The sequence below is a fragment of the Kitasatospora sp. NPDC057518 genome, assembly GCF_042802075.1.
In the GTDB taxonomy this organism is placed as follows: Bacteria; Actinomycetota; Actinomycetes; order Streptomycetales; family Streptomycetaceae; genus Kitasatospora.
Genome location: NZ_JBHVEU010000150.1, coordinates 1 through 18,151 on the forward strand (window position 1 = coordinate 1; position 18,151 = coordinate 18,151).

17 protein-coding genes are annotated in these 18,151 nt (G+C 74.2%); 4 read left to right on the forward strand and 13 right to left on the reverse strand.

Translation table 11 applies throughout. The features are described from left to right. The 5 genes from ACFU7Z_RS17545 to lanKC form a co-directional block, all read right to left on the reverse strand. On the reverse strand, positions 1 to 1,183 hold a 1,183-nt coding region (locus tag ACFU7Z_RS17545), incomplete at its 3' end, for an MFS transporter (RefSeq protein WP_380778076.1). After that, on the reverse strand, positions 1,180 to 3,135 hold the full coding sequence (locus ACFU7Z_RS17550; protein WP_380778078.1) for an FtsX-like permease family protein: 1,956 nt from the start codon (positions 3,133 to 3,135) through the stop codon (positions 1,180 to 1,182). The genes ACFU7Z_RS17550 and ACFU7Z_RS17545, both read right to left, overlap by 4 nt. A gap of 385 nt (positions 3,136 to 3,520) precedes the next feature. Beyond that, a complete protein-coding gene (locus ACFU7Z_RS17555) occupies positions 3,521 to 3,610 on the reverse strand; it encodes a class III lanthipeptide (RefSeq protein WP_198959315.1) in 90 nt (29 codons plus the stop codon). A 50-nt stretch (positions 3,611 to 3,660) separates the two neighbouring features. Continuing rightward, positions 3,661 to 3,750, reverse strand: a complete 90-nt coding sequence (locus ACFU7Z_RS17560) for a class III lanthipeptide (RefSeq protein ID WP_220450056.1) — start codon at positions 3,748 to 3,750, stop codon at positions 3,661 to 3,663. Between the two features lie 2 nt (positions 3,751 to 3,752). Next, on the reverse strand, positions 3,753 to 6,320 hold the full coding sequence (gene lanKC / locus ACFU7Z_RS17565; protein ID WP_380778080.1) for a class III lanthionine synthetase LanKC: 2,568 nt from the start codon (positions 6,318 to 6,320) through the stop codon (positions 3,753 to 3,755). A 214-nt stretch (positions 6,321 to 6,534) separates the two neighbouring features. Here lanKC and ACFU7Z_RS17570 point away from each other — a divergent pair, with 214 nt between their 5' ends. Next, positions 6,535 to 7,182, forward strand: a complete 648-nt coding sequence (locus tag ACFU7Z_RS17570) for a response regulator transcription factor (protein ID WP_049659617.1) — start codon at positions 6,535 to 6,537, stop codon at positions 7,180 to 7,182. Positions 7,183 to 7,223: 41 nt separating this feature from the next. Here ACFU7Z_RS17570 and ACFU7Z_RS17575 read toward each other — a convergent pair whose 3' ends face one another. The 4 genes from ACFU7Z_RS17575 to mca form a co-directional block, all read right to left on the reverse strand. Then, the gene (locus ACFU7Z_RS17575) at positions 7,224 to 8,204 is read right to left on the reverse strand and encodes an ArsR/SmtB family transcription factor (RefSeq protein WP_380778083.1); all 981 of its coding nucleotides are present in this window, start codon (positions 8,202 to 8,204) and stop codon (positions 7,224 to 7,226) included. A gap of 252 nt (positions 8,205 to 8,456) precedes the next feature. Continuing rightward, positions 8,457 to 9,812: a sensor histidine kinase gene (locus ACFU7Z_RS17580; protein ID WP_380778086.1), complete on the reverse strand. Its 1,356-nt coding sequence runs from the start codon at positions 9,810 to 9,812 to the stop codon at positions 8,457 to 8,459. Positions 9,813 to 9,977: 165 nt separating this feature from the next. Continuing rightward, complete coding sequence (locus ACFU7Z_RS17585; protein ID WP_049654716.1) at positions 9,978 to 10,169, reverse strand: hypothetical protein; 192 nt, start codon at positions 10,167 to 10,169, stop codon at positions 9,978 to 9,980. Between the two features lie 49 nt (positions 10,170 to 10,218). After that, positions 10,219 to 11,124 (reverse strand): mycothiol conjugate amidase Mca, encoded by a 906-nt coding sequence (gene mca, locus ACFU7Z_RS17590; RefSeq protein WP_049654715.1) that lies wholly within the window; start codon positions 11,122 to 11,124, stop codon positions 10,219 to 10,221. Between the two features lie 244 nt (positions 11,125 to 11,368). Here mca and ACFU7Z_RS17595 point away from each other — a divergent pair, with 244 nt between their 5' ends. Both ACFU7Z_RS17595 and greA read left to right on the forward strand, forming a co-directional pair. After that, the gene (locus tag ACFU7Z_RS17595; RefSeq protein WP_049654714.1) at positions 11,369 to 11,782 is read left to right on the forward strand and encodes a DUF4307 domain-containing protein; all 414 of its coding nucleotides are present in this window, start codon (positions 11,369 to 11,371) and stop codon (positions 11,780 to 11,782) included. Positions 11,783 to 12,188: 406 nt separating this feature from the next. After that, complete coding sequence (gene greA, locus ACFU7Z_RS17600; RefSeq protein ID WP_049654713.1) at positions 12,189 to 12,689, forward strand: transcription elongation factor GreA; 501 nt, start codon at positions 12,189 to 12,191, stop codon at positions 12,687 to 12,689. Between the two features lie 162 nt (positions 12,690 to 12,851). Here the strand turns inward: greA and ACFU7Z_RS17605 are convergent, their stop codons facing one another. From ACFU7Z_RS17605 to ilvA, 3 genes are all read right to left on the reverse strand, one after another. Continuing rightward, on the reverse strand, positions 12,852 to 13,709 hold the full coding sequence (locus tag ACFU7Z_RS17605; RefSeq protein ID WP_049654712.1) for an ABC transporter permease: 858 nt from the start codon (positions 13,707 to 13,709) through the stop codon (positions 12,852 to 12,854). Between the two features lies 1 nt (position 13,710). Next, positions 13,711 to 14,778: an ATP-binding cassette domain-containing protein gene (locus ACFU7Z_RS17610; RefSeq protein ID WP_380778088.1), complete on the reverse strand. Its 1,068-nt coding sequence runs from the start codon at positions 14,776 to 14,778 to the stop codon at positions 13,711 to 13,713. Between the two features lie 153 nt (positions 14,779 to 14,931). Beyond that, positions 14,932 to 16,146: a threonine ammonia-lyase gene (ilvA, locus tag ACFU7Z_RS17615; RefSeq protein WP_074001308.1), complete on the reverse strand. Its 1,215-nt coding sequence runs from the start codon at positions 16,144 to 16,146 to the stop codon at positions 14,932 to 14,934. A 122-nt stretch (positions 16,147 to 16,268) separates the two neighbouring features. Here ilvA and ACFU7Z_RS17620 point away from each other — a divergent pair, with 122 nt between their 5' ends. Then, a complete protein-coding gene (locus ACFU7Z_RS17620; RefSeq protein ID WP_049654708.1) occupies positions 16,269 to 16,754 on the forward strand; it encodes a MarR family winged helix-turn-helix transcriptional regulator in 486 nt (161 codons plus the stop codon). A gap of 24 nt (positions 16,755 to 16,778) precedes the next feature. On the opposite strand, the gene ACFU7Z_RS17625 is transcribed toward ACFU7Z_RS17620, so the two are convergent. Further along, positions 16,779 to 17,933 carry a cystathionine gamma-synthase gene (locus tag ACFU7Z_RS17625; protein WP_049654707.1) on the reverse strand — a complete coding sequence of 385 codons (1,155 nt, stop codon included), beginning with the start codon at positions 17,931 to 17,933 and terminating at the stop codon, positions 16,779 to 16,781. Positions 17,934 to 18,151 lie beyond the last annotated feature (218 nt).

The window sequence follows — 18,151 nt, forward strand, 5'->3', positions numbered from 1 at the left end:
GACCCGCGGTGGCGGCCAGCCCGACCGCGGCGAGGACCACCACGACCACGGCCGCGCCGGCCACCGTGCCGGTCAGTCCGAACGCGTGGGCGCACAGGCCCGCGAGGGTCGGCCCGGCGGGCGCGACCAGTTGGGCGAGGAAGCCGATGCCGCTGTGCACCCGGCCCTGCAGACCCGGCGGGGTCACCTCCATCTGGGTGACCGCGATCAGCACGGTGACCACCGGCCCGGCGGCCGCGGCGAGGGCCAGCGGAAGGACCGCCGTCCAGTGCCCCTGGGCCAGGGTGAAGCCGGGCAGGGCGAGCGCGACCACGGCCGTGCCGAGGGCGATGCCCCGGGCGGGCGGCAGCCGCCGGGCCAGCGCCGGTGCGAGCAGCGATCCGGCCAGCCCGCCGGTGCCCAGGGCCGCGGTCAGCACCCCGATGTGCACGGCGCCCCCGCCCGAGGCCACCACCACGATCAGCAGCCCGTTGAACACCAGGTTGAGCACGGCCGCGTTGACCACCGCGTAGCGCAGGAAGGGCACCCGCCAGATGAACCGGACGCCTTCGGCCAGCGCGGCCCGGACACCGGGCGCGGCCGGCTCGTCCCCGGGGCGCTCCCGCCTCCCCTTCGGCAGCAGTGCCACGCAGCAGACGGCCGCCAGGTAGCTGCCGGCGTCGACGGCGAACACCCAGGACGGGTGGACGGCCAGCAGCGCACCGCCGGCCACCGGGCCGGCCATCGCCGCGACGGCCGTCCTGCTCTGCAGCAGGCCGACCGCGCGGGGAAGGTGCTCGGGCCGCACGAAGCACCGCACCACCACGTTCTCGACGGGTGCCAGGGTGCTGCCCACCGCGCCGAGCAGCAGGGCGGCGACCAGTACCGCCCACAGCGGCGGCATGCCGCCGGAGGCCGACAGGGCCAGCGCGGCCAGGACGAGTGCGCCGGCCGCGTTGCCGGTCAGCAGCACCGTCCGCCGCTCGCGGCGGTCGGCGAGGACGCCGGCCGGCAGGCGGGCCAGCAGCACCCCGACGGAGAGCGCCGTACCGGCCAGTCCGGCCTGCCGGATGTCACCGCCGGCCCGCAGCGCGACCACCGGGAGGGCGATCACCGAGGCGGCGGTGCCCAGGGCCGAGGCGGACTCGCCGCCGTAGAGCAGCCAGAACGACCGCCCCAGCCCTCCGGCGGCCGCCGCGCTCACGCCGACCCCGTCGCGAACTGTCGCCGGATGCCGCGCAGCGGACGGGCCGCCAGCGCCGCCGGGACGGCGGTGGCGACCAGCACCCCGACCAGGACGCCGACCGTCCACGGCACGTCCAGGGCGGGCAGCACCCCCTGCCCGACGGCCCGGGCCAGCGGCACCAGGCAGATCCCGGCCGTCGCCACCGCCAGAACCGTCCCGACCAGCGCCGAGGCCAGCACCTCGTACACCACGCAGCGCAGCAGCTGCCCGCGGCCGAGGCCGAGGGCCCGCAGGTGGGCGCGCTGGGAACGGCGGTCCCGCTGGGCGATGGCGCAGGTGTTGGCGAGGGCGAGCAGCGCGTACCCGCCCACCACGGCGACGATCAGCCGGGAGGCCATGTCGTCCTGCACGTTGCGCGGCCGCAGGTGGGCCAGGTAGTCGGCCCGCGTGGCGAGCCGCTGGCCGGGCCGGAGCTCCCAGGCGCCCGGGTCACCGCGGAGCAGCACCCGGTCGGCGTACGGGGCCGGGGTGTGCTCGAGGGCGAGGTCGGCGGGGAGGACGTACGAGGGGAAGGCCAGGTCCCGCTGGTAGACGGCGACGAGCCGCAGCTGCGCCTGCTGTCCGTCGGCGAGCGTGAAGGTGACGTCCTGGCCGAGCTTCCAGTGGCGCGCGGTGGCCTCGGTGCTGCCCGCGGCGAACGTGCCGGGAGCCAACTCGTCCAGCCGGCCCTGCTGTTCGCCGAGGTCCAGGGCGCTCCGCAGGGCCGCCCCGTCGACGCCCCAGGCGCGGGTGGGCTTGGGCTTGTCGTCGTAGAAGCTGGGCGGCGCGGTCACCTTGGTCGCGATCGGCGCGACGGCCGTCCCGCCGGGCAGGCCGGCGGGCCGGGCGGGCAGCTGGTGGCCCGGCTCGGCCGTCACCACCGCGTCGGCCCGCAGCGCCTGCTCGGTCTGCTGCTGCACGGCGGCCCCGATGGTGGCCCCCGAACCGAGCAGGCAGACCACGGTGCCGACGGCCAGCAGGACGGGCACCGCGATCGCGGCCGTCCGGGCGGGCGCGGCCCGCAGCCCCGCGGCGGCGATCCGGCCGGCCTTGCGGTCGAGCAGCAGCAGCACCGCGCAGCAGGGGCCGACGAGCAGCGGCACGAACCAGGGCGCGAGCACCGCGAGCGTGGGGATGACGGCCGTGGCCAGGCCCATCACCAGCGCGCCCTGGAGCACCGGCGGCAGGTCCATCACGACCATCAGGGCCACGAGCGGCCCGCAGAGCATCAGGACCATGGCGATGCCCGCCACCAGCCGGCCGACGTTGCGGCGGGGCGGGGCCAGGGCCAGCGACTGGTCCTTGAGGAGGTCGATCGGCTGGACCCGGCCGGCCGCCAGCACGCTGGCCAGCGCGGCCAGCACCGCGACCGCGCAGGTGCCGAGGCAGGCGCCGACCGCGATCGCCCAGGTCTGCCCGGCGGAGGGCAGGTCGACCGCGGCGGGGAACAGCTCGCGCTCGATCAGCAGGCGGCGGCCGAACCCGGCCACCGGGACCGTCCCGGCCACCGCGGCGACGGCGGAGGGGGCCAGCGCGACCAGCGCGACGTCCGCGACGACCAGGGCCCGCAGCCGGCCGGCCGTCACCCCGAGGGCGCGCAGCACGGCGAACTGCCCGAGCCGCTGGTTGGTCCAGAGCGCGACCGTCGACCCCGTCACCAGCACCGCCGACATCAGCAGCATCGTCAGCAGCAGGCCCAGCAGGTTCTGCGCGTCCTTGGCCGCCGCCGCGGCGGACGAACCCTCCGGGTAGGACGGGCCGCTGACCGCCGCGAGCAGCAGCAGGCAGGCGCCCACGCCGGTGGCGGTGAGCGCGCAGGCGACCGCGACACCTATGACCCGCCCCGGATACGCCCGTACCTCGGCGACGCACAGTCGCAGCGCGCCGAGCGGTCCGCTCGGACGGGTAGTCGGTTCTGATGCCACGGCCACGGTTAACTCACCCCAAAACGGTAAACAGAATGCAGAGCCGGGGAAGGCCGCATGTGCCGCGGCCTTCCCCTCTCTGTCACCCGGTACTGCCGGACCCAGGGGGTCAGCAGCTGAACACGCTGTACGAGCTGAACGGGGCGTCGACGACGATCTCCTCGTCGAGCTCCTGAAGCGCCAGAATGTCGGCCATCACAATCACCTCCTCCTCACCGTCTCGCCGGAACGCGGCACCAGGCCACAGGGGTCAGCAGTTGAACGCGCTGTACGAACTGAACGGGGCGTCGACGACGATCTCCTCGTCGAGCTCCTGAAGCGCCAGGATGTCGGCCATCACAATCACCTCCTCCTCACCGCCTCGCCGGTACACGGCACCGGGCTGCCGGGATCAGCAGCTCCAGTAGCTGAGCGAGCTGAACGGGGCGTCGACGACGATCTCCTCGTCGAGCTCCTGAAGCGCCAGAATGTCGGCCATCACAATCACCTCCCCTCGTCGTCTCGCCGGAACGCGGCACCAGGCCACGGACATCAGCAGCTGAACGCACTGACCGAGCTGAACGGGGCGTCGACGACGATCTCCTCGTCGAGCTCCTGAAGCGCCAGGATGTTGGCCATCACAGTCACCTCCCCTCGTCGTCTCGCCGGGACGGGGTACCGGGCTCGGCCCGCTCCGGCGTCCACCCGTGGACGGGGTGGGCGCCGGGGAGCAGGCACTGCCCGGGGCTCTTGGCGGCGGCCAGCGCCAGCAGGGCGCCGGCGGAGCCGGTGGCCAGGTCGGTGGAGAGCCGGATCAGCTGGTCCCCGTGCAGGACGCTGCCGTCCTGATGGGGGGCCAGGTGGAGGTCCACCAGCCGGAGTTGCTCCTCCGCCTCGGCCCGCCAGCGCGGCAGGCGGGCGGCGACCTGGAACAGGGTGTAGGCGAGCCCGGCGCGGCCGTTGAACAGCCCGCCCTGGACGACCACGCGGACCGCGCCGGCCCGGGCCGCGGCCTCCAGCACCCGCTCGGCGTCGAGGGCTTCGGCCTGCGCGGCGGGCAGGGCCAGGACGGCGAGCGCCACTCCGGCCGAGCCCTCCGCCAGGTACGGCAGCAGCCGGCCCGAGCTGTACGTCTGCAGCATGTCGTCGACCAGCCGGCCGTGCCGCAGGTCGCAGCGGACGGCGCGTTCGGCGGCCTCGGCCCAGGCCGTGTCGCCGGTGAGGCGGGCGCAGCGGGCGAACAGCACCGCCGGTCCGGACCAGCCGCGCAGCAGACCCGGGCGGTCCAGCAGCCCGGCCTCGCCGATCCGCCCGGCGGCCTTGGCGGCCAGGGCGAGCGCCTCGTCCGTCGCTCCGGCCTCCAGCAGCAGCTGGGCGACGCCCGTCAGGCCGCCGTACAGGCCGAGCGAGGAGGGCGGCGGGCCGGCCAGCAGCCGGTCCACCACGTTCGCGGCGTCCGGATGCCCGAGCCGGTGGAACAGCCAGCCGGCTCCGGCCAGCCCGTCGTACAGCCCGACGGGCGTGTCCGCGGGGGCGCGCCGCACGGCGGCGGCGAGCCAGTCCAGCTGTTCCCCGCCCGGTGCGGCCCCGGCCAGGTGCCGGGCGAGGAGCACGCCGGAGGAACCGTACGCCAGCCCGAGCGCGCCGCCGGGGCGCAGCCCGGCCACGTCGCCGGGGTGGAGGCGGTCCTCCCGCTCCGGGGTCGCCGCCGCGTCGATGCCGCGCAGCAGGGCCGCGGCGGTGAGCTCCGCCCGGGCACCGGCCGCGGGCCGGGCCCCGAGGTGGGGGCGCAGTGCCGGGGAGAGGGCGAGCCGCCCCGTCATCCGTTCGGCGAAGCCGGCGGGCACCGTCGGGAAGCACTCCGCGACGAGGTCCAGCAGCCCGCCGACGACGGCCGGGTTGCGCCTGGTGAGCGTGGTCAGCGCGACGAAGGCGGCGAGCTGGCAGCAGCCGAGCGCGAACAGGTCGGCCTCGCGGGCGTCGGTGATCTCCGGGTCGGTGAAGCCGGGCGCCCCGAGGGTGCGCCGGCGCGGGGTGTCCAGCGGCGTCGAGAGTTCGAAGTCGATCAGGGCGACGGTGCCGTCCGGACGGATCATGATGTTGCGGTGGTGGAGGTCCCCGAAGGCCACCCCCTCCCGGTGCAGCGCCGCGACGCACTCCTCGACCAGCGCGAGCCGGGTGACCGCGAGCCCCGCGAAGTCGGCCAGCGCCCGGGCGTCCGGCCGGTGCCGGGTGAGCGGGTACTCCCGGCCCAGCCAGGCGCTGAAGGACTCGCCGGGGATGTACTCCATCACCAGGTAGTGGTGCTCCCAGCTGGTGAAGTACTCGTACAGCTCCGGCACGAACGGCAGGTGGCCGAGCCGCTCCAGGGCGTCCCGCTCGACCAGCAGCCGGGCCACCGCGTCCGTCTCCGAGGCGTCCAGCCCGGCGTGCGGGCGGGCCTCCTTGATGACGACCTGTCGGCCGCCCTCGTCCTCGGCGAGGTAGACCCCGCCGGCGTTGGAGAAGTGCAGCGCCTTGACCACCCGGTAGCGGCCGAGGCCGGCTCCCGCGTCGTCGGCGGCCGCGGCGATCCGCGCGGCCAGGAAGTCCGGGGTGGAGGCCCACTCCGGGACGGTGAAGCGCGGGCGCCGGGCGTCCGGCACCAGCCGGCCGTCCGGGTCCTTCACCGCGGGCACCCTGGTGCCGTCCGGCAGCTCGCACCACATCAGGGCGAAGCCCCCGTAGCGCACCGACACCGGGCCCTGGTTCCACCGCAGGTCGGACAGGACGTACGGGCCGGGGCGGCCGCCCAGCGCCTCCTCCAGCTCGGCGAGGACGGTCTCCAGCTCCTCGGCCGTCCTCGGGTAGACGGTGACGACCTTGCCGCTGGCGGACCGGTCGGCGTACTTGGCGTTCGTCACCGCGACCACCAGCCGGCTGCGCAGGTACTTCCAGGGCAGCCCGAGCCGGCGGCAGACCCGCCAGGCCGTCTCGATCGTCTCCTCGGCGGATTCGGGCGTGGCGCTGACGTGGACCTTCCAGCCCTGCTCCGGCAGCTGCGGGGCGCCGGAAGGCGCCAGCACCTCCCACACACCCTGGGTGCGGCCGCGCCAGCCCTCGGGCAGCGCGCCCCCGCCCGGTGTGAACCGGGAGGCCCGGTCGTCACACCGCTCCAGGGCGTCGTACCACACCGGGTCGGCTATCGCATACGACTCGTATTTCGCGTCCACTTCGCCGTCCGCCCCCTTTCGAATATCCGCTGAACCGAATTCCGGTTTCCGCCGGAACCTTCGAAGCTCCGACTCCCCGTTCCGACAGGAACCATCCTTCCCGGACTCCCCGTCATGTGACAACGGTGTTAAGCGGAAACTGAATCCGGCGCATACCAGGCGGAATCCCGGCCTTCACTTCGGGGGCGCCGAAAGCCCGTGCGATCATGACGCCATGAAGACGCGTGTCGTGATCGCCGACGACCAGGCGAGCGTCCGCCAGGGGTTCCGGCACATCCTGGCGGCCCAGCCCGACATGGAGGTCGTGGCCGAGGCCGCGGACGGCCTGGAGGCCCTGGAGGCCGTCCGCACCCTGCGGCCGGACGTCCTGCTGGTCGACATCCGGATGCCGGAGCTGGACGGGCTGGAGGTCACCCGCCGGCTGGCCGGCATCACCCCGGAGGTGAAGGTCGTGGTGGTGACCACCTTCGACCTCGACGAGTACGTGCACACCGCGCTGCGCAACGGCGCCTGCGGCTTCCTGCTCAAGCACTCGGGGCCGGCGCTGCTCGCCGAGGCGATCCGCTCGGCGGTGGTCGGCGACTCGCTGATCAGCCCGCAGATCACCACCCGCCTGCTGCACCGCTTCACCGGCCCGCGCCGGGTCGACCGCTCCCCCGTCGAGCCGCTGACCAGCCGCGAGGAGGAGATCGCCGTCCTGGTCGCCGAGGGGCTGACCAACTCCGACATCGGCGCCGAGCTGTTCATCTCGTTGAGCACCGTCAAGACCCACCTGGCCAACCTCCAGCGCAAGTTGAAGGCCCGCAACCGGGTGGGCATCGCCACCTGGGCCTGGGAGTCGGGCCTGACCGAGCGCGGCTGAGCGGGCCCGCCCGCTCGGCCGCCGCCGGCCGCACCGGCCGCTCATCGCAGCGCCCGCCGACGGTCCCCGATCCACCGCGGGGCCGCGCCGCCGAGGGGCCGCCCCTCCCCGCCCGACGGGGCCTCGCCGCGCAGCAGTGCCCGCCCCAGCGGGGTGACGGTGTGCAGCACGCCGTTGCCGCAGCGCCGGGTGTCGATCAGCCCGGACGCCCTCAGCACGGCGGTGTGCTGGCTGACCGCCGAGGCCGTCACTCCGAGCCGCCCCGCCAACTCGCCGGTGGTACAGCCGTCCAGCAGGGCCTGCAGGGCCGCGGCCCTGGTCCGGCCGACCAGGGCGGCCAGCGACTCCTCCCCGCCCCGGCCCGCGCTCTCCGCCGCCTCCCGCGCCCCCACGGGCACGGGGAGGCCGATCCGGTCGGGACGCATCGCGAAGAGCAGCGTCGGAGCCTCCTCGGGCTCCCCGTGCCGGGGCCGGAGCACCACCCCGGCGCCCTGCAGGAAGAGCGACGGGGCCAGCCGCAACCCCCGCCCGTCGAGGGTGAGTTCGACGTCCCGCTCGGCGGGGATCTCCAGCACCGGGGCGGTCCAGCGGATCCGCGGGTGCAGCGTGCCGAGCAGCGCGTCCACCCCGCCGCGGCCGGCGATCTGGCGGCGGGCGTCCCGCTCCGCCTCCAGCCGGGACCGGACGTCCGCCCAGCAGGGCTGCAGCGCCACCCGGTGGAACTCGCGGACCGCCGCCGCGACGTCGGCCCGCTGGACCACCGATTCGGCGCCGCGACCGGACGACACGATCCGGCCATTCGCCCACACCCGCAGTACGTCCCGGAAACCACCGTTGGCTCCCGAAAGGCGCCGCAGCCGCTCGGCCAGCACCGGCTGCCGCGCCAATTGCCCGCGGACGGCCCGCTGCCAGGGGCGGAAGAATTCCCCGCCGCTCCGCCACGCCTCCAGTGCCAGCACCGCCTCCATCTCCTGGTCGACATTTCCAGCAATTCGTACACGAGCCAGATCCTCGGCGGACATCGCAATGCGAATCACAGACTGATCCCCCGATCGGGGTTCATGCATCGGGACGGCCCAGGGGAACCCCGCACCCTGATCGCCGCACCGACATCCTTGCCCGCCCGCGAGGCGCGTCGCCATCGGCCGATCGGCCCATTTGATCGTCGAGAACGCCGAAATCGGCGCCTCCGGATGTGCCGAATGGCCTGGATGGACCCGTCAGCGGGCTCGAATCAGCCCTCCGGACGGCCCCGACGGAACCACCCCGCCCGGTCAGCCCCCGAGGCCCGCCACACCCTCCGTCGGCAGCACCGCGTCGACCCGCCAGCCGCCCTCCGGCCCCGGCCCGACCGTCAGCTCACCGCCGGCCGCCTCCACCCGCTCCCGCAGGCCCGCGAGGCCGAAGCCGCCGCCCTCCCGCTCGGCCCCGCCGAGCCCGACGCCGACACCGCCCGCGCCGCCCGTGCCACCCGCACCACCCATGCCGCCGTCCGCACCGCCGGAGCCCCCGGCCCCGTCCGGCGCCCCGTCGTCGGTGACCGTGACGCGCAACGCCGGCCGCCCGCCGCACCGGTCCGGGCCGACCTCGATCGCCACCTCCCGGGCCCCGGGCGCGTGCCGTCGGACGTTCGTCAGCGCCTCCACCACCAGCCGGTAGCCGAGCCCGCTGATCGCCGCCGGCACCGCCGCCAGTTCGGCCTCCGCGGGGGCCTCCAGCCGCACCCGCGCGGAGCCGCTGCGGGTGAACCGCTCGGCCAGCGCGGGCAGTTCGCTCAGGTCACGGCGCAGACTGCGCGCACCGGCTCCCCCCGCCGCCGCCCGCCCCGCGCCCCGGTCGGCCGTCGCGACCGCCCCGGACCCGCGCGGCTCCGGATCGGCGTCGTCCGCCGTGAAGACCTGGACCGTCCGGTCCATGGTGACCAGTGCCTGCCGACCGGCCGCCTCGATCCCCGCCAGCAGCTCGACCACCCGCCCCGGGTCCTTCTGGGCCAGCACCTGCGCGGCCTGGGCCAGCACCACCACCCCGGTGACGTCGTGCGCGGCGAAGTCGTGCAGGTCTCGGGCCAGGTCCAGGCGCTGCGCCCGCCGTTCGGCCACCACCGCCGCCCGCGCGCGGCTGTCCATCGAGCGCAGGTAGCGGCCGACCCCGACCACCACGCAGGCCAGCAGGGCCGAGCCCAGGCAGAGCTTGACGGTCACCACGGGCGGGGCCGGCGGCTCGGCCCAGAGGGCGATCCGCAGCGGCAGCAGCGCCACCGCCGCCACCAGCAGCGTGCCGTGGCCGAAGGCGGCGGCCGGGGACAGCCTGCGCACCGCGGGGACGACCGGCGCGAGCAGCGCGACGGCCTCCAGCAGCCACCACAACTCGATGCCGCCGGACGCCGGCCCCCGGTAGCCGGCCGTCACCAGCAGCGACACCGCGCAGGCGGCCAGCACCGAGGGGCCCACCGCGCCGACCCGCCCCGGGGCCCAGAGCACCGGGAACAGCCCGGCCACCACCGCCACCGCGCCGGAGCCGACGATCAGCGGCCCCGGGTCCCCCGACCCGGCCAGCGCGGCCGCCAGCACCCCCGCCGCCGCCGTTCCGTACCCCGCCCTGCGCACCACGGTGTGCCACGACCACGTCATGGTTCGGGATCCTACGAAGCCTGACGGCCCGCCAGGACGGCTTCACCGAAGACGGGCCCCGCGGACGGCTCTCACCGAAGACGGACCCAACGGACGGCTCTCACCGCAGACGGGCCCCAGCCGGTTCCGGAGAAGGCCGGCCCCCACGGGGGACCGGCCGACGGCTCACTCCTTCGGGCCCTCCGGCTCCTCGACGAAGTCGACCTTCTTGAACTGCCGGTTCATCGACTTGGCCAGGAACCAGGTCGCGACGCCGAGGGCGGCGAAGACGACGAAGCCGAGGAGGCCGGGGGTGACCTTGGCGTCGTCGACGGCGAGGTCAGCGGCGAGATTGACGAGGTTCACGGAGGCGCTCATATCTCTATGGTGGCCCGGCTCACGGGGAGCCGGGCCATCGGGGGGTGGTTCAGTCGCGCGTGTCGGCGGCCTCGGCCGCCAGCGTGGGGGTGCGCAGGCCGGCGAACAGGTCGTCCTCCGGCAGGTCGACGTCGACCAGGGTACGGGCGAGCTCGTAGTCCTCGGTGGGCCAGACCTCGCGCTGGACCTCCAGCGGGACGCGGAACCACGGGCCGTCCGGGTCGATCTGGGTCGCGTGGGCGATCAGCGCGCGGTCGCGGGTCTCGAACCAGTCGCCGCAGCGGACCCGGGTGGTGATCTCGCGCTCCTTGCGGCCGCTCTTCTCCCAGCCCTCGATCCACTCGCCGTACGGCGACTCGTGGCCGTGCTCGGTGAGGTACTCGTGCAGGGCCCGGATGCGGCCCATCGGGAAGCCGTGGTTGTAGTACAGCTTCAGCGGCTGCCAGGGCTCGCCGGCCTCCGGGTAGGCGTCCGGGTCACCCGCGGCGTCGAAGGCCAGCATGGTGATCTTGTGGGTCATGATGTGGTCCGGGTGCGGGTAGCCGCCGTTCTCGTCGTAGGTCGTGATGACCTGCGGCTTGAACTCGCGGATCAGCCGGACCAGCGGCTCCGCCGCCGCCTCGACGTCCTGGAGGGCGAAGCAGCCCTCGGGCAGCGGGGGCAGCGGGTCCCCCTCGGGCAGCCCGGAGTCGACGAAGCCCAGCCAGGCCTGGTCGACGCCGAGGATCGCCCGCGCCTCGTCCATCTCCTTGCGGCGCACCTCGTGGATGTTCTCCTCGATGTACGGGTCCCCCTGGAGCTTGGGGTTGAGGACCGACCCGCGCTCGCCCCCCGTGCAGGTGGCCACCAGCACGTCCACGCCCTGCTCGACGTACATGGCCATGGTGGCCGCGCCCTTGCTGGACTCGTCGTCCGGGTGGGCGTGCACCGCCATCAGTCGCAACTGCTCAGTCAACGCCTTGCGTTCCTTCCACACTTGTCGGGCGTTCCGCGAAGTCCGGGTCTGCCCACCGTACGAACCGCTCACTCCGGGACCGCGTCGCCGCGGGGCCGGGCCGCGGATCGTCGCCGGCGCGGCCGAGCCCTGCCCCCGCCGGACCGGCCGCGGGCGTGCCCCTCCTATAGTGACGGACTGGAGGAGCGTCGCATTCCCCCGCACCACCCCGGGCGGCCCCTCCCCCAGGAGAGGACGGAGTCCGATGAGTGCAGACACCACCGCCACCGCACCGCCCGAGGGGCGCTACGGCCGTGGCGGCGACCGCGACTCGGACCGCCGCCTGAAGGTGATCGGCGCGGTCTGCGGCGTGCTGGGCCTCGGCCTGATCGCCTGGCTGGGCGGCTCCTACATGCTGCGCGAGTCGAAGATCAACGGCTCGGTGCCGACCTTCGAGGTACTCTCCGACTCCGAGGTCCAGCTGCACCTCACCGTGCGCAAGAGCAGCGGGCAGGCCGGCAGCTGCACGGTCCGCTCCCAGGGCGACGACCACGGGGTGGTCGGGGTGGCCGACTTCCCCGTCCCGGCGGCCGGCTCCAGCTACGACGCGGTGGTCACCCTGCGCACCACCTCGCGCGGCACCACCGCCGAACTGCTGGGCTGCACCCCCGCCAAGTAACGCGCCCCCGCCGAGCAGCTCACTCCCGCCGAGTAGCGCACCCGCGCCGGGTGGCGCAGCCCGATCGAACAGCGCACCCCGACCGCGCAACGCGCCCCGGGCGGGCGGCGCGCCCGGGCCGGACAGCGCACCCCGACCGGGGCGGCGCGCATATTCGATCCGGAGAACGGGCATCCGTAGAGGGTCCCGCACCCGGTTGCTGTACACCTCGGCGTAACGCCGCCGTCAATGGCGCGCAAACGCCCCTCCCGCTTGTCAGCAGGACTTGTTAGGCTCGTGGTTTCGCCCCTTCCGCACCGGATGGTACGGGAGCGGGCGTTGCTTTGTAGTTGAGACCGATATCACCACCGACCCCTGCTGACGACTCACACCCTCAGCACAGCCCCAGCACCTACGAGGAGCACCCGTGACCCAGACCAGTGAGAACGTGACCTGGCTCACTCAGGCCGGCTACGACCAGCTCAAGGCCGAGCTGGACCACCTGACCGGGCCCTGGCGCATCGAGATCGCCCAGAAGATCGAGGCGGCGCGCGAGGAGGGGGACCTCAAGGAGAACGCCGGCTACCACGCGGCGAAGGAGGAGCAGGGCAAGTACGAGCTGCGGATCCGTCAGCTCACCCAGCTGCTGGAGCGCGCCAAGGTCGGCGAGGCGCCGGCCGACTCGGGCATGGTGGCCCCGGGCATGGTCGTCACGGTCGCCTTCGACGGCGACGAGGACGACCTCATGGAGTTCCTGCTCGCCTCCCGCGAGGTCGCGGGCTCGGACGAGCTGGACGTCTACTCGCCGCAGTCCCCGCTGGGCCGCGCGATCGACGGCAAGCGGATCGGTGACGAGGCCACCTACGAGCTGCCGAACGGCAAGCCGGCCATGGTGAAGATCGTCAAGGTCGTGCCGCACGCCGGCTGATCCGGCCGCGCCACGACACGGGGGCGGCCGCGGGAGTCAGGGACTTCCGCGGCCGCCCTCCGGCGTTCCGGGCGGGGCCGGGCACGGGACCCGATCAGCCCGAGGACCCGATCAGCTCCGGGACCCGATCAACCCAGGGGCCCGATCAGCCCCGGGCCCCGGTCAGGCGGTGGAGGAGCGGTACTTGCGCACCGCCAGCCAGGAGAACACCGCGGTGATCACGATCGACCACAGCACCGACACCAGCGCCGCGTGCTGCATCGGCCAGGCGCTGTCCACCGGCCCGACCTGGTTGCCGAACAGCACCCGGCAGGCCTGCACGGTGGCGCTGAACGGGTTCCAGTACGCGATCCCCTGGAGCCAGCCCGGCATCGAGGTGACCGGCACGAAGGCGTTGGACACGAAGGTCAGCGGGAACAGCCAGATCAGCCCGGCCGAGGTGGCCGCCTCGGGGCTGCGCACCGACAGGCCGATCAGCGCGCCGATCCAGGAGAAGGCGTAGCCGAGCAGGAGCAGCAGGCCGAAGGCGCCGAGCGCCTTGAGCACGCCCTCGTGGATCCGCCAGCCGACCAGCAGCGCGACCACCGCCAGCACGACCAGGGTGAACGCGGTCTGGCACAGGTCCGCGAGGGTGCGGCCGACGAGCACCGCGGAGCGGGCCATCGGCAGCGAGCGGAACCGGTCCACCAGCCCCTTGCTCATGTCCTCCGCGATGCCCGCCGAGGCGCCGGCGACGGCGAAGGTGACGGTCTGGGCGAAGATTCCGGCCATCAGGTACTGGATGTACGTGTCCGAGCTGGAGTCGGTGCCGGGGATCTTGATCGCCCCGCCCATCACGTACGAGAACAGCAGCACGAACATGACCGGCTGCATCAGCCCGAAGACCACGATCTCCGGGATGCGGGTCATCCGGCGCAGGTTGCGCTTGGCGACCACCCAGGAGTCGTGCAGGGAGGCGGCGATCCCCCGGCGCTGCCTGGGTATCGCCGGTCCGATGGCGTGCTCGGTGGCGGTGGTCATCTCAGCTCTCCTTCCCGGCCGCGACGGCCCGCTTGTCCGGCCCCGGGCCGCCCGGGCCGTCCGGGCCGCCCTTCCCCCTGCCCCGGCCGCGCGCCTTGGCGTCGGCGCCGTCCTCCTCCTCGGGCCGCTCCTCGGCGACGTGGCCGGTGAGGGTGAGGAAGACGTCGTCCAGGGTCGGGCGGCGCAGCCCGATGTCGTCCATCTCGATCCCGCGGGAGTCGAGTTCGCGGATCGCGTCGGCGAGCACCCGGGCGCCGCCGCTGACCGGCACGGTGATCCGGCGGGTGTTCTTCTCCACCGTCGGCTCGCTCAGCGCGTAGCGGGACAGCGCGGTGACCGCGTCGCCGACCAGGCCGGGCTCGTGCACCACGACCACGATCCGCTCGCCGCCGATCTGCGCCTTGAGCTGGTCGGCGGTGCCGCGGGCGATCACCCGGCCGTGGTTGACCACCGCGATGTCGTGGGCGAGCCGGTCGGCCTCCTCCAGGTACTGGGTGGTGAGCAGCAGCGTGGTGCCCTGCTCGACCAGCGTCTCGATGACCTCCCAGAGCGCGAGCCGGTTGCGCGGGTCGAGGCCGGTGGTCGGCTCGTCCAGGAACATCACCGGCGGGCGGACGACCAGCGCGGCGGCGAGGTCCAGGCGTCGGCGCATGCCGCCGGAGTAGGTCTTGGCGGTGCGGTCCTTGGCCTCGGTGAGGCTGAACCACTCCAGCAGCTCCAGCGCGCGGGCCTTCGCGGCGCGGTTGCTCATCTGGTACAGCTCGCCGACCATGGTGAGGTTCTCGAAGCCGGTCAGGTACTCGTCGACCGCCGCGTACTGGCCGGACAGGCCGATCAGGCTGCGGACCTGGTTGGGGTGCTTGAGCACGTCGACCCCGGCGACCACCGCGCGGCCGGAGTCGGGGCGGAGCAGGGTGGTGAGGACCCGCACGGTGGTGGTCTTCCCGGCGCCGTTCGGGCCGAGCAGCCCGAGCACCGTTCCCTCGGGGACGTCGAGGCTGACGCCGTCCAGGGCTCGTACGTCGCCGAAGGTCTTCACCAGGTTCTCGGCTTGGATGGCTGGCGCCATGGCCTTGCCTCATCTCCTCGGACGTATGGGGCGATCTGTCCCACTTTGCCCCGAATTTGGGCACACAGGCGACTCGATTCTCGGCCCGTGGGACTCGAACGCGATGTATCGCGAGTCTCCCAGCACGCGATATATCGCGTCAAGGGTGGGAGTTCAGCCGGCGACCACCACGTACCCCGCGTCCCGCAACTCCCCGACCACCAGCGCGCAGTGCTCCGGCCCCTTGGTCTCCAGGTGCAGGTCCACCTCGACCTCGGTCAGCCCCAGCCGCGGGTCGGTCCGCACGTGCGCCACGTCCAGCACGTTGGCGTCCACCCTGGTCAGCACGCCCAACAGGTCCGCCAGCGCGCCCGGCTTGTCCGCCAGCCGCACCCGCAGCGACAGGTAGCGCCCGGCCGCCGCCAGCCCGTGCCGCAGCACCCGCTGCATCAGCTGCGGGTCGATGTTGCCGCCGGACAGCACCGCCACCACCGGCCCCTCGAAGGAGTCCGGCTGCTCCAGCAGCGCCGCGATCGGGGCCGCCCCGGCCGGCTCGACCACCAGCTTCAGCCGCTCCAGCCCGAGCAGCAGCGCCCGCGACAGCGCGTCCTCGGAGACCGTCCGGACGCCGTCCGCCAGCGTGTTGACCACCTCGAACGGGATGTCGCCGGGGCGCCCGACCATGATCCCGTCCGCCATGGTGGCGAAGTGCTCCAGCGACACCGGGCGCCCCGCCGCCAGCGAGGGCGGGTACGCGGCGGCGCCGGCCGCCTGCACCCCGACCACCCGCACGTCCGGCCGCAGCGGCTTGACCGCCGCCGCGATCCCGGCCAGCAGCCCGCCGCCGCCCACCCCGACCAGGATGGTCCGCACCTCCGGGCACTGCTCCAGGATCTCCAGCCCGACGGTCGCCTGGCCGGTGACCACGTCCCAGTGGTCGAAGGGGTGGATGAACACCGCGCCGGTCGCCTCCGCGTACCGCTGCGCGGCCTGCAGGGCCTCGTCCACGGTGGCCCCGTGCAGCCGCACCTCGGCGCCGTACTCCCGGGTGGCCGCGACCTTCGGCAGCGGCGCCGCGACCGGCATGAACACCGTGGAGCGCACGCCCAGCAGCGCGGCCGCCAGCGCCACCCCCTGGGCGTGGTTCCCCGCGCTCGCCGCCACCACCCCGCCGGCCCGCTGCACCGGCGAGAGTCCCGCGATCCGCACGTACGCCCCGCGCAGCTTGAAGGACCCGGTGCGCTGGAGGTTCTCGCACTTCAGGTGGACCGGCGCGCCGATCAGCCCGGAGAGGTGCCGGCTGCCCTCCATCGGGGTCACCCGGGCGACCCCGGCGAGCATCTTCTGGGCGCCGCGGACGTCGTCGAGGGTGATCGGCCAGGTGTGCATGGCGCCAGGGTACGGGGACGGGGAGAGGCAATCCGGCATGCCGGGCCTGTTCCCGGGCCCGCCCGGCCCGCGTACGCTGCTGCTTCTGAGTCTCTCTCACCGCACGACGATCGTGAGCCGCGATGACGACGACCTCGCCCCAGGCCACCGACCGCACCGACCCCGTGCACACCCAACTCCAGTACCAGCTCGCGGTGTTCGCGCGCCGAATGGAACAGGTCCGGACCTCCGGCGGCGGCGGGGTCGGGGTGCTGGACCGGGCCGCCTACCTGCTGCTCGACCGGCTGGAGCGGCACGGGCCGGCCAACGTGAAGGCGCTGGCCGAGGCGCTGGGCGTGGACTCCTCCACGGTGACCCGCCAGGTCGCCCCGCTGGTCGCGGCCGGGCTGGTCGGCCGGGTGCAGGACCCGGCCGACCGCCGTGCCGTACGGCTCGCGCTGACCTCGCACGGCGTCGGCCGGCTCACCGAAGTCCGGGACGGCCGGGCCGAGTTGACCCGCCGCCTGGTGGCCGGCTGGCCGCCGGAGGAACAGCGCGCGTTCTGCGCCCTGCTGGCCCGCTTCAACCTCGCGATGGAGTCGTACACGGCGGACCAGCAGGGGCAGTGAGGGGCCCCAGGCCCCTCAACCTGCTCAGCCCAGCGCCTGCTTGAGGTCGGCCAGCAGGTCGTCGATCGACTCGATGCCGACCGAGACGCGCACCAGGTCGGACGGCACCTCCAGCGCCGAACCGGCCACCGAGGCGTGGGTCATCCGGCCCGGGTGCTCGATCAGCGACTCGACGCCGCCGAGCGACTCGCCGAGGGTGAACAGCTGCGCGCGGTTGCAGACCTCGACGGCCGCCTCCTCGCCGCCGGCGACCCGGAACGAGACCATGCCGCCGAAGGCCTTCATCTGCTTGGCCGCGATGTCGTGGCCGGGGTGCTCGGGCAGGCCCGGGTAGAGCACCTGGCTGACCTTCGGGTGGCTCGCCAGCAGCTCGGCGACCTTCTCCGCGTTGGCGCTGTGCCGGTCCATCCGGACACCCAGCGTCTTGATGCCGCGCAGCACCAGCCAGGCGTCGAACGGGCCGGAGACGGCGCCCATCGCGTTCTGGTGGTACGCGACCTCCTCGCCGAGGCCCGCCTCGGCCAGCACCAGCGCACCGCCGACCACGTCCGAGTGGCCGCCCATGTACTTGGTGGTGGAGTGCACGACCGCGTCCGCGCCGAGCGCGATCGGCTGCTGGAGGTACGGGCTGGCGAAGGTGTTGTCGACCACCAGCAGCGCGCCGGCACCGTGCGCGATCTCGGCGAGCGCGGTGAGGTCGGTGATGCCCAGCAGCGGGTTGGACGGGGTCTCCACCCACACCGCGCGGGTGTTGGGGCGCAGCGCCTCGCGGACGGTGGCCAGGTCCTGGGTGTTGGCGACGGAGAACTCGACGCCCCAGCGGGTCAGCACCTTGGCGAACAGCCGGAAGGTGCCGCCGTAGGCGTCGTTGGGGATGACGATGTGGTCGCCCGGCTTGAGGATGGTCCGCAGCAGGGTGTCCTCGGCGGCCAGGCCGGAGGCGAAGGCGAGGCCGCGGGCGCCGCCCTCCAGTGCCGCGAGGCACTCCTCCAGCGCGGTGCGGGTCGGGTTGGCGCTGCGGCTGTACTCGTAGCCGCCCCGCAGGCCGCCCACCCCGTCCTGCTTGTAGGTGGACACCTGGTAGATCGGCGTGACGACAGCCCCGGTCTGGGGGTCTGCTTCCTGACCCGCGTGGATGGCGAGAGTCTCGAAGCCCTGAGGAAGCTGGTGCTCGGTCATGGGTCCGAGCCTAGTGTGCGAATGCCGCCAAGCCCGCACGAACCGGGAACCGGGACGAACCCGCAGGTCGGAGCGGGGGCACGGCGGGCCGGAACCCCGGTGCGCCGAACCCCCGGGGCCGCCGCGACCTCCACCGGTCGCACACGTGTTCACCATGCGAAAACCGCGCGTCGGGCCCGCCCGGCCCCCGCGCGGAACGGACGGCCGCTCCCGGAATC

Excerpts from the sequence above, each read along its gene's own strand:
- ACFU7Z_RS17570 (WP_049659617.1), top strand. The coding sequence starts at position 6,535 with ATGAAGACGCGTGTCGTGATCGCCGACGACCAGGCGAGCGTCCGCCAG.
- ACFU7Z_RS17575 (WP_380778083.1), bottom strand. The coding sequence starts at position 8,204 with ATGTCCGCCGAGGATCTGGCTCGTGTACGAATTGCTGGAAATGTCGAC.
- ACFU7Z_RS17580 (WP_380778086.1), bottom strand. The coding sequence starts at position 9,812 with ATGACGTGGTCGTGGCACACCGTGGTGCGCAGGGCGGGGTACGGAACG.
- ACFU7Z_RS17585 (WP_049654716.1), bottom strand. The coding sequence starts at position 10,169 with ATGAGCGCCTCCGTGAACCTCGTCAATCTCGCCGCTGACCTCGCCGTC.
- ACFU7Z_RS17595 (WP_049654714.1), top strand. The coding sequence starts at position 11,369 with ATGAGTGCAGACACCACCGCCACCGCACCGCCCGAGGGGCGCTACGGC.
- ACFU7Z_RS17605 (WP_049654712.1), bottom strand. The coding sequence starts at position 13,709 with ATGACCACCGCCACCGAGCACGCCATCGGACCGGCGATACCCAGGCAG.
- ACFU7Z_RS17610 (WP_380778088.1), bottom strand. The coding sequence starts at position 14,778 with ATGGCGCCAGCCATCCAAGCCGAGAACCTGGTGAAGACCTTCGGCGAC.
- ilvA (WP_074001308.1), bottom strand. The coding sequence starts at position 16,146 with ATGCACACCTGGCCGATCACCCTCGACGACGTCCGCGGCGCCCAGAAG.
- ACFU7Z_RS17620 (WP_049654708.1), top strand. The coding sequence starts at position 16,269 with ATGACGACGACCTCGCCCCAGGCCACCGACCGCACCGACCCCGTGCAC.
- ACFU7Z_RS17625 (WP_049654707.1), bottom strand. The coding sequence starts at position 17,933 with ATGACCGAGCACCAGCTTCCTCAGGGCTTCGAGACTCTCGCCATCCAC.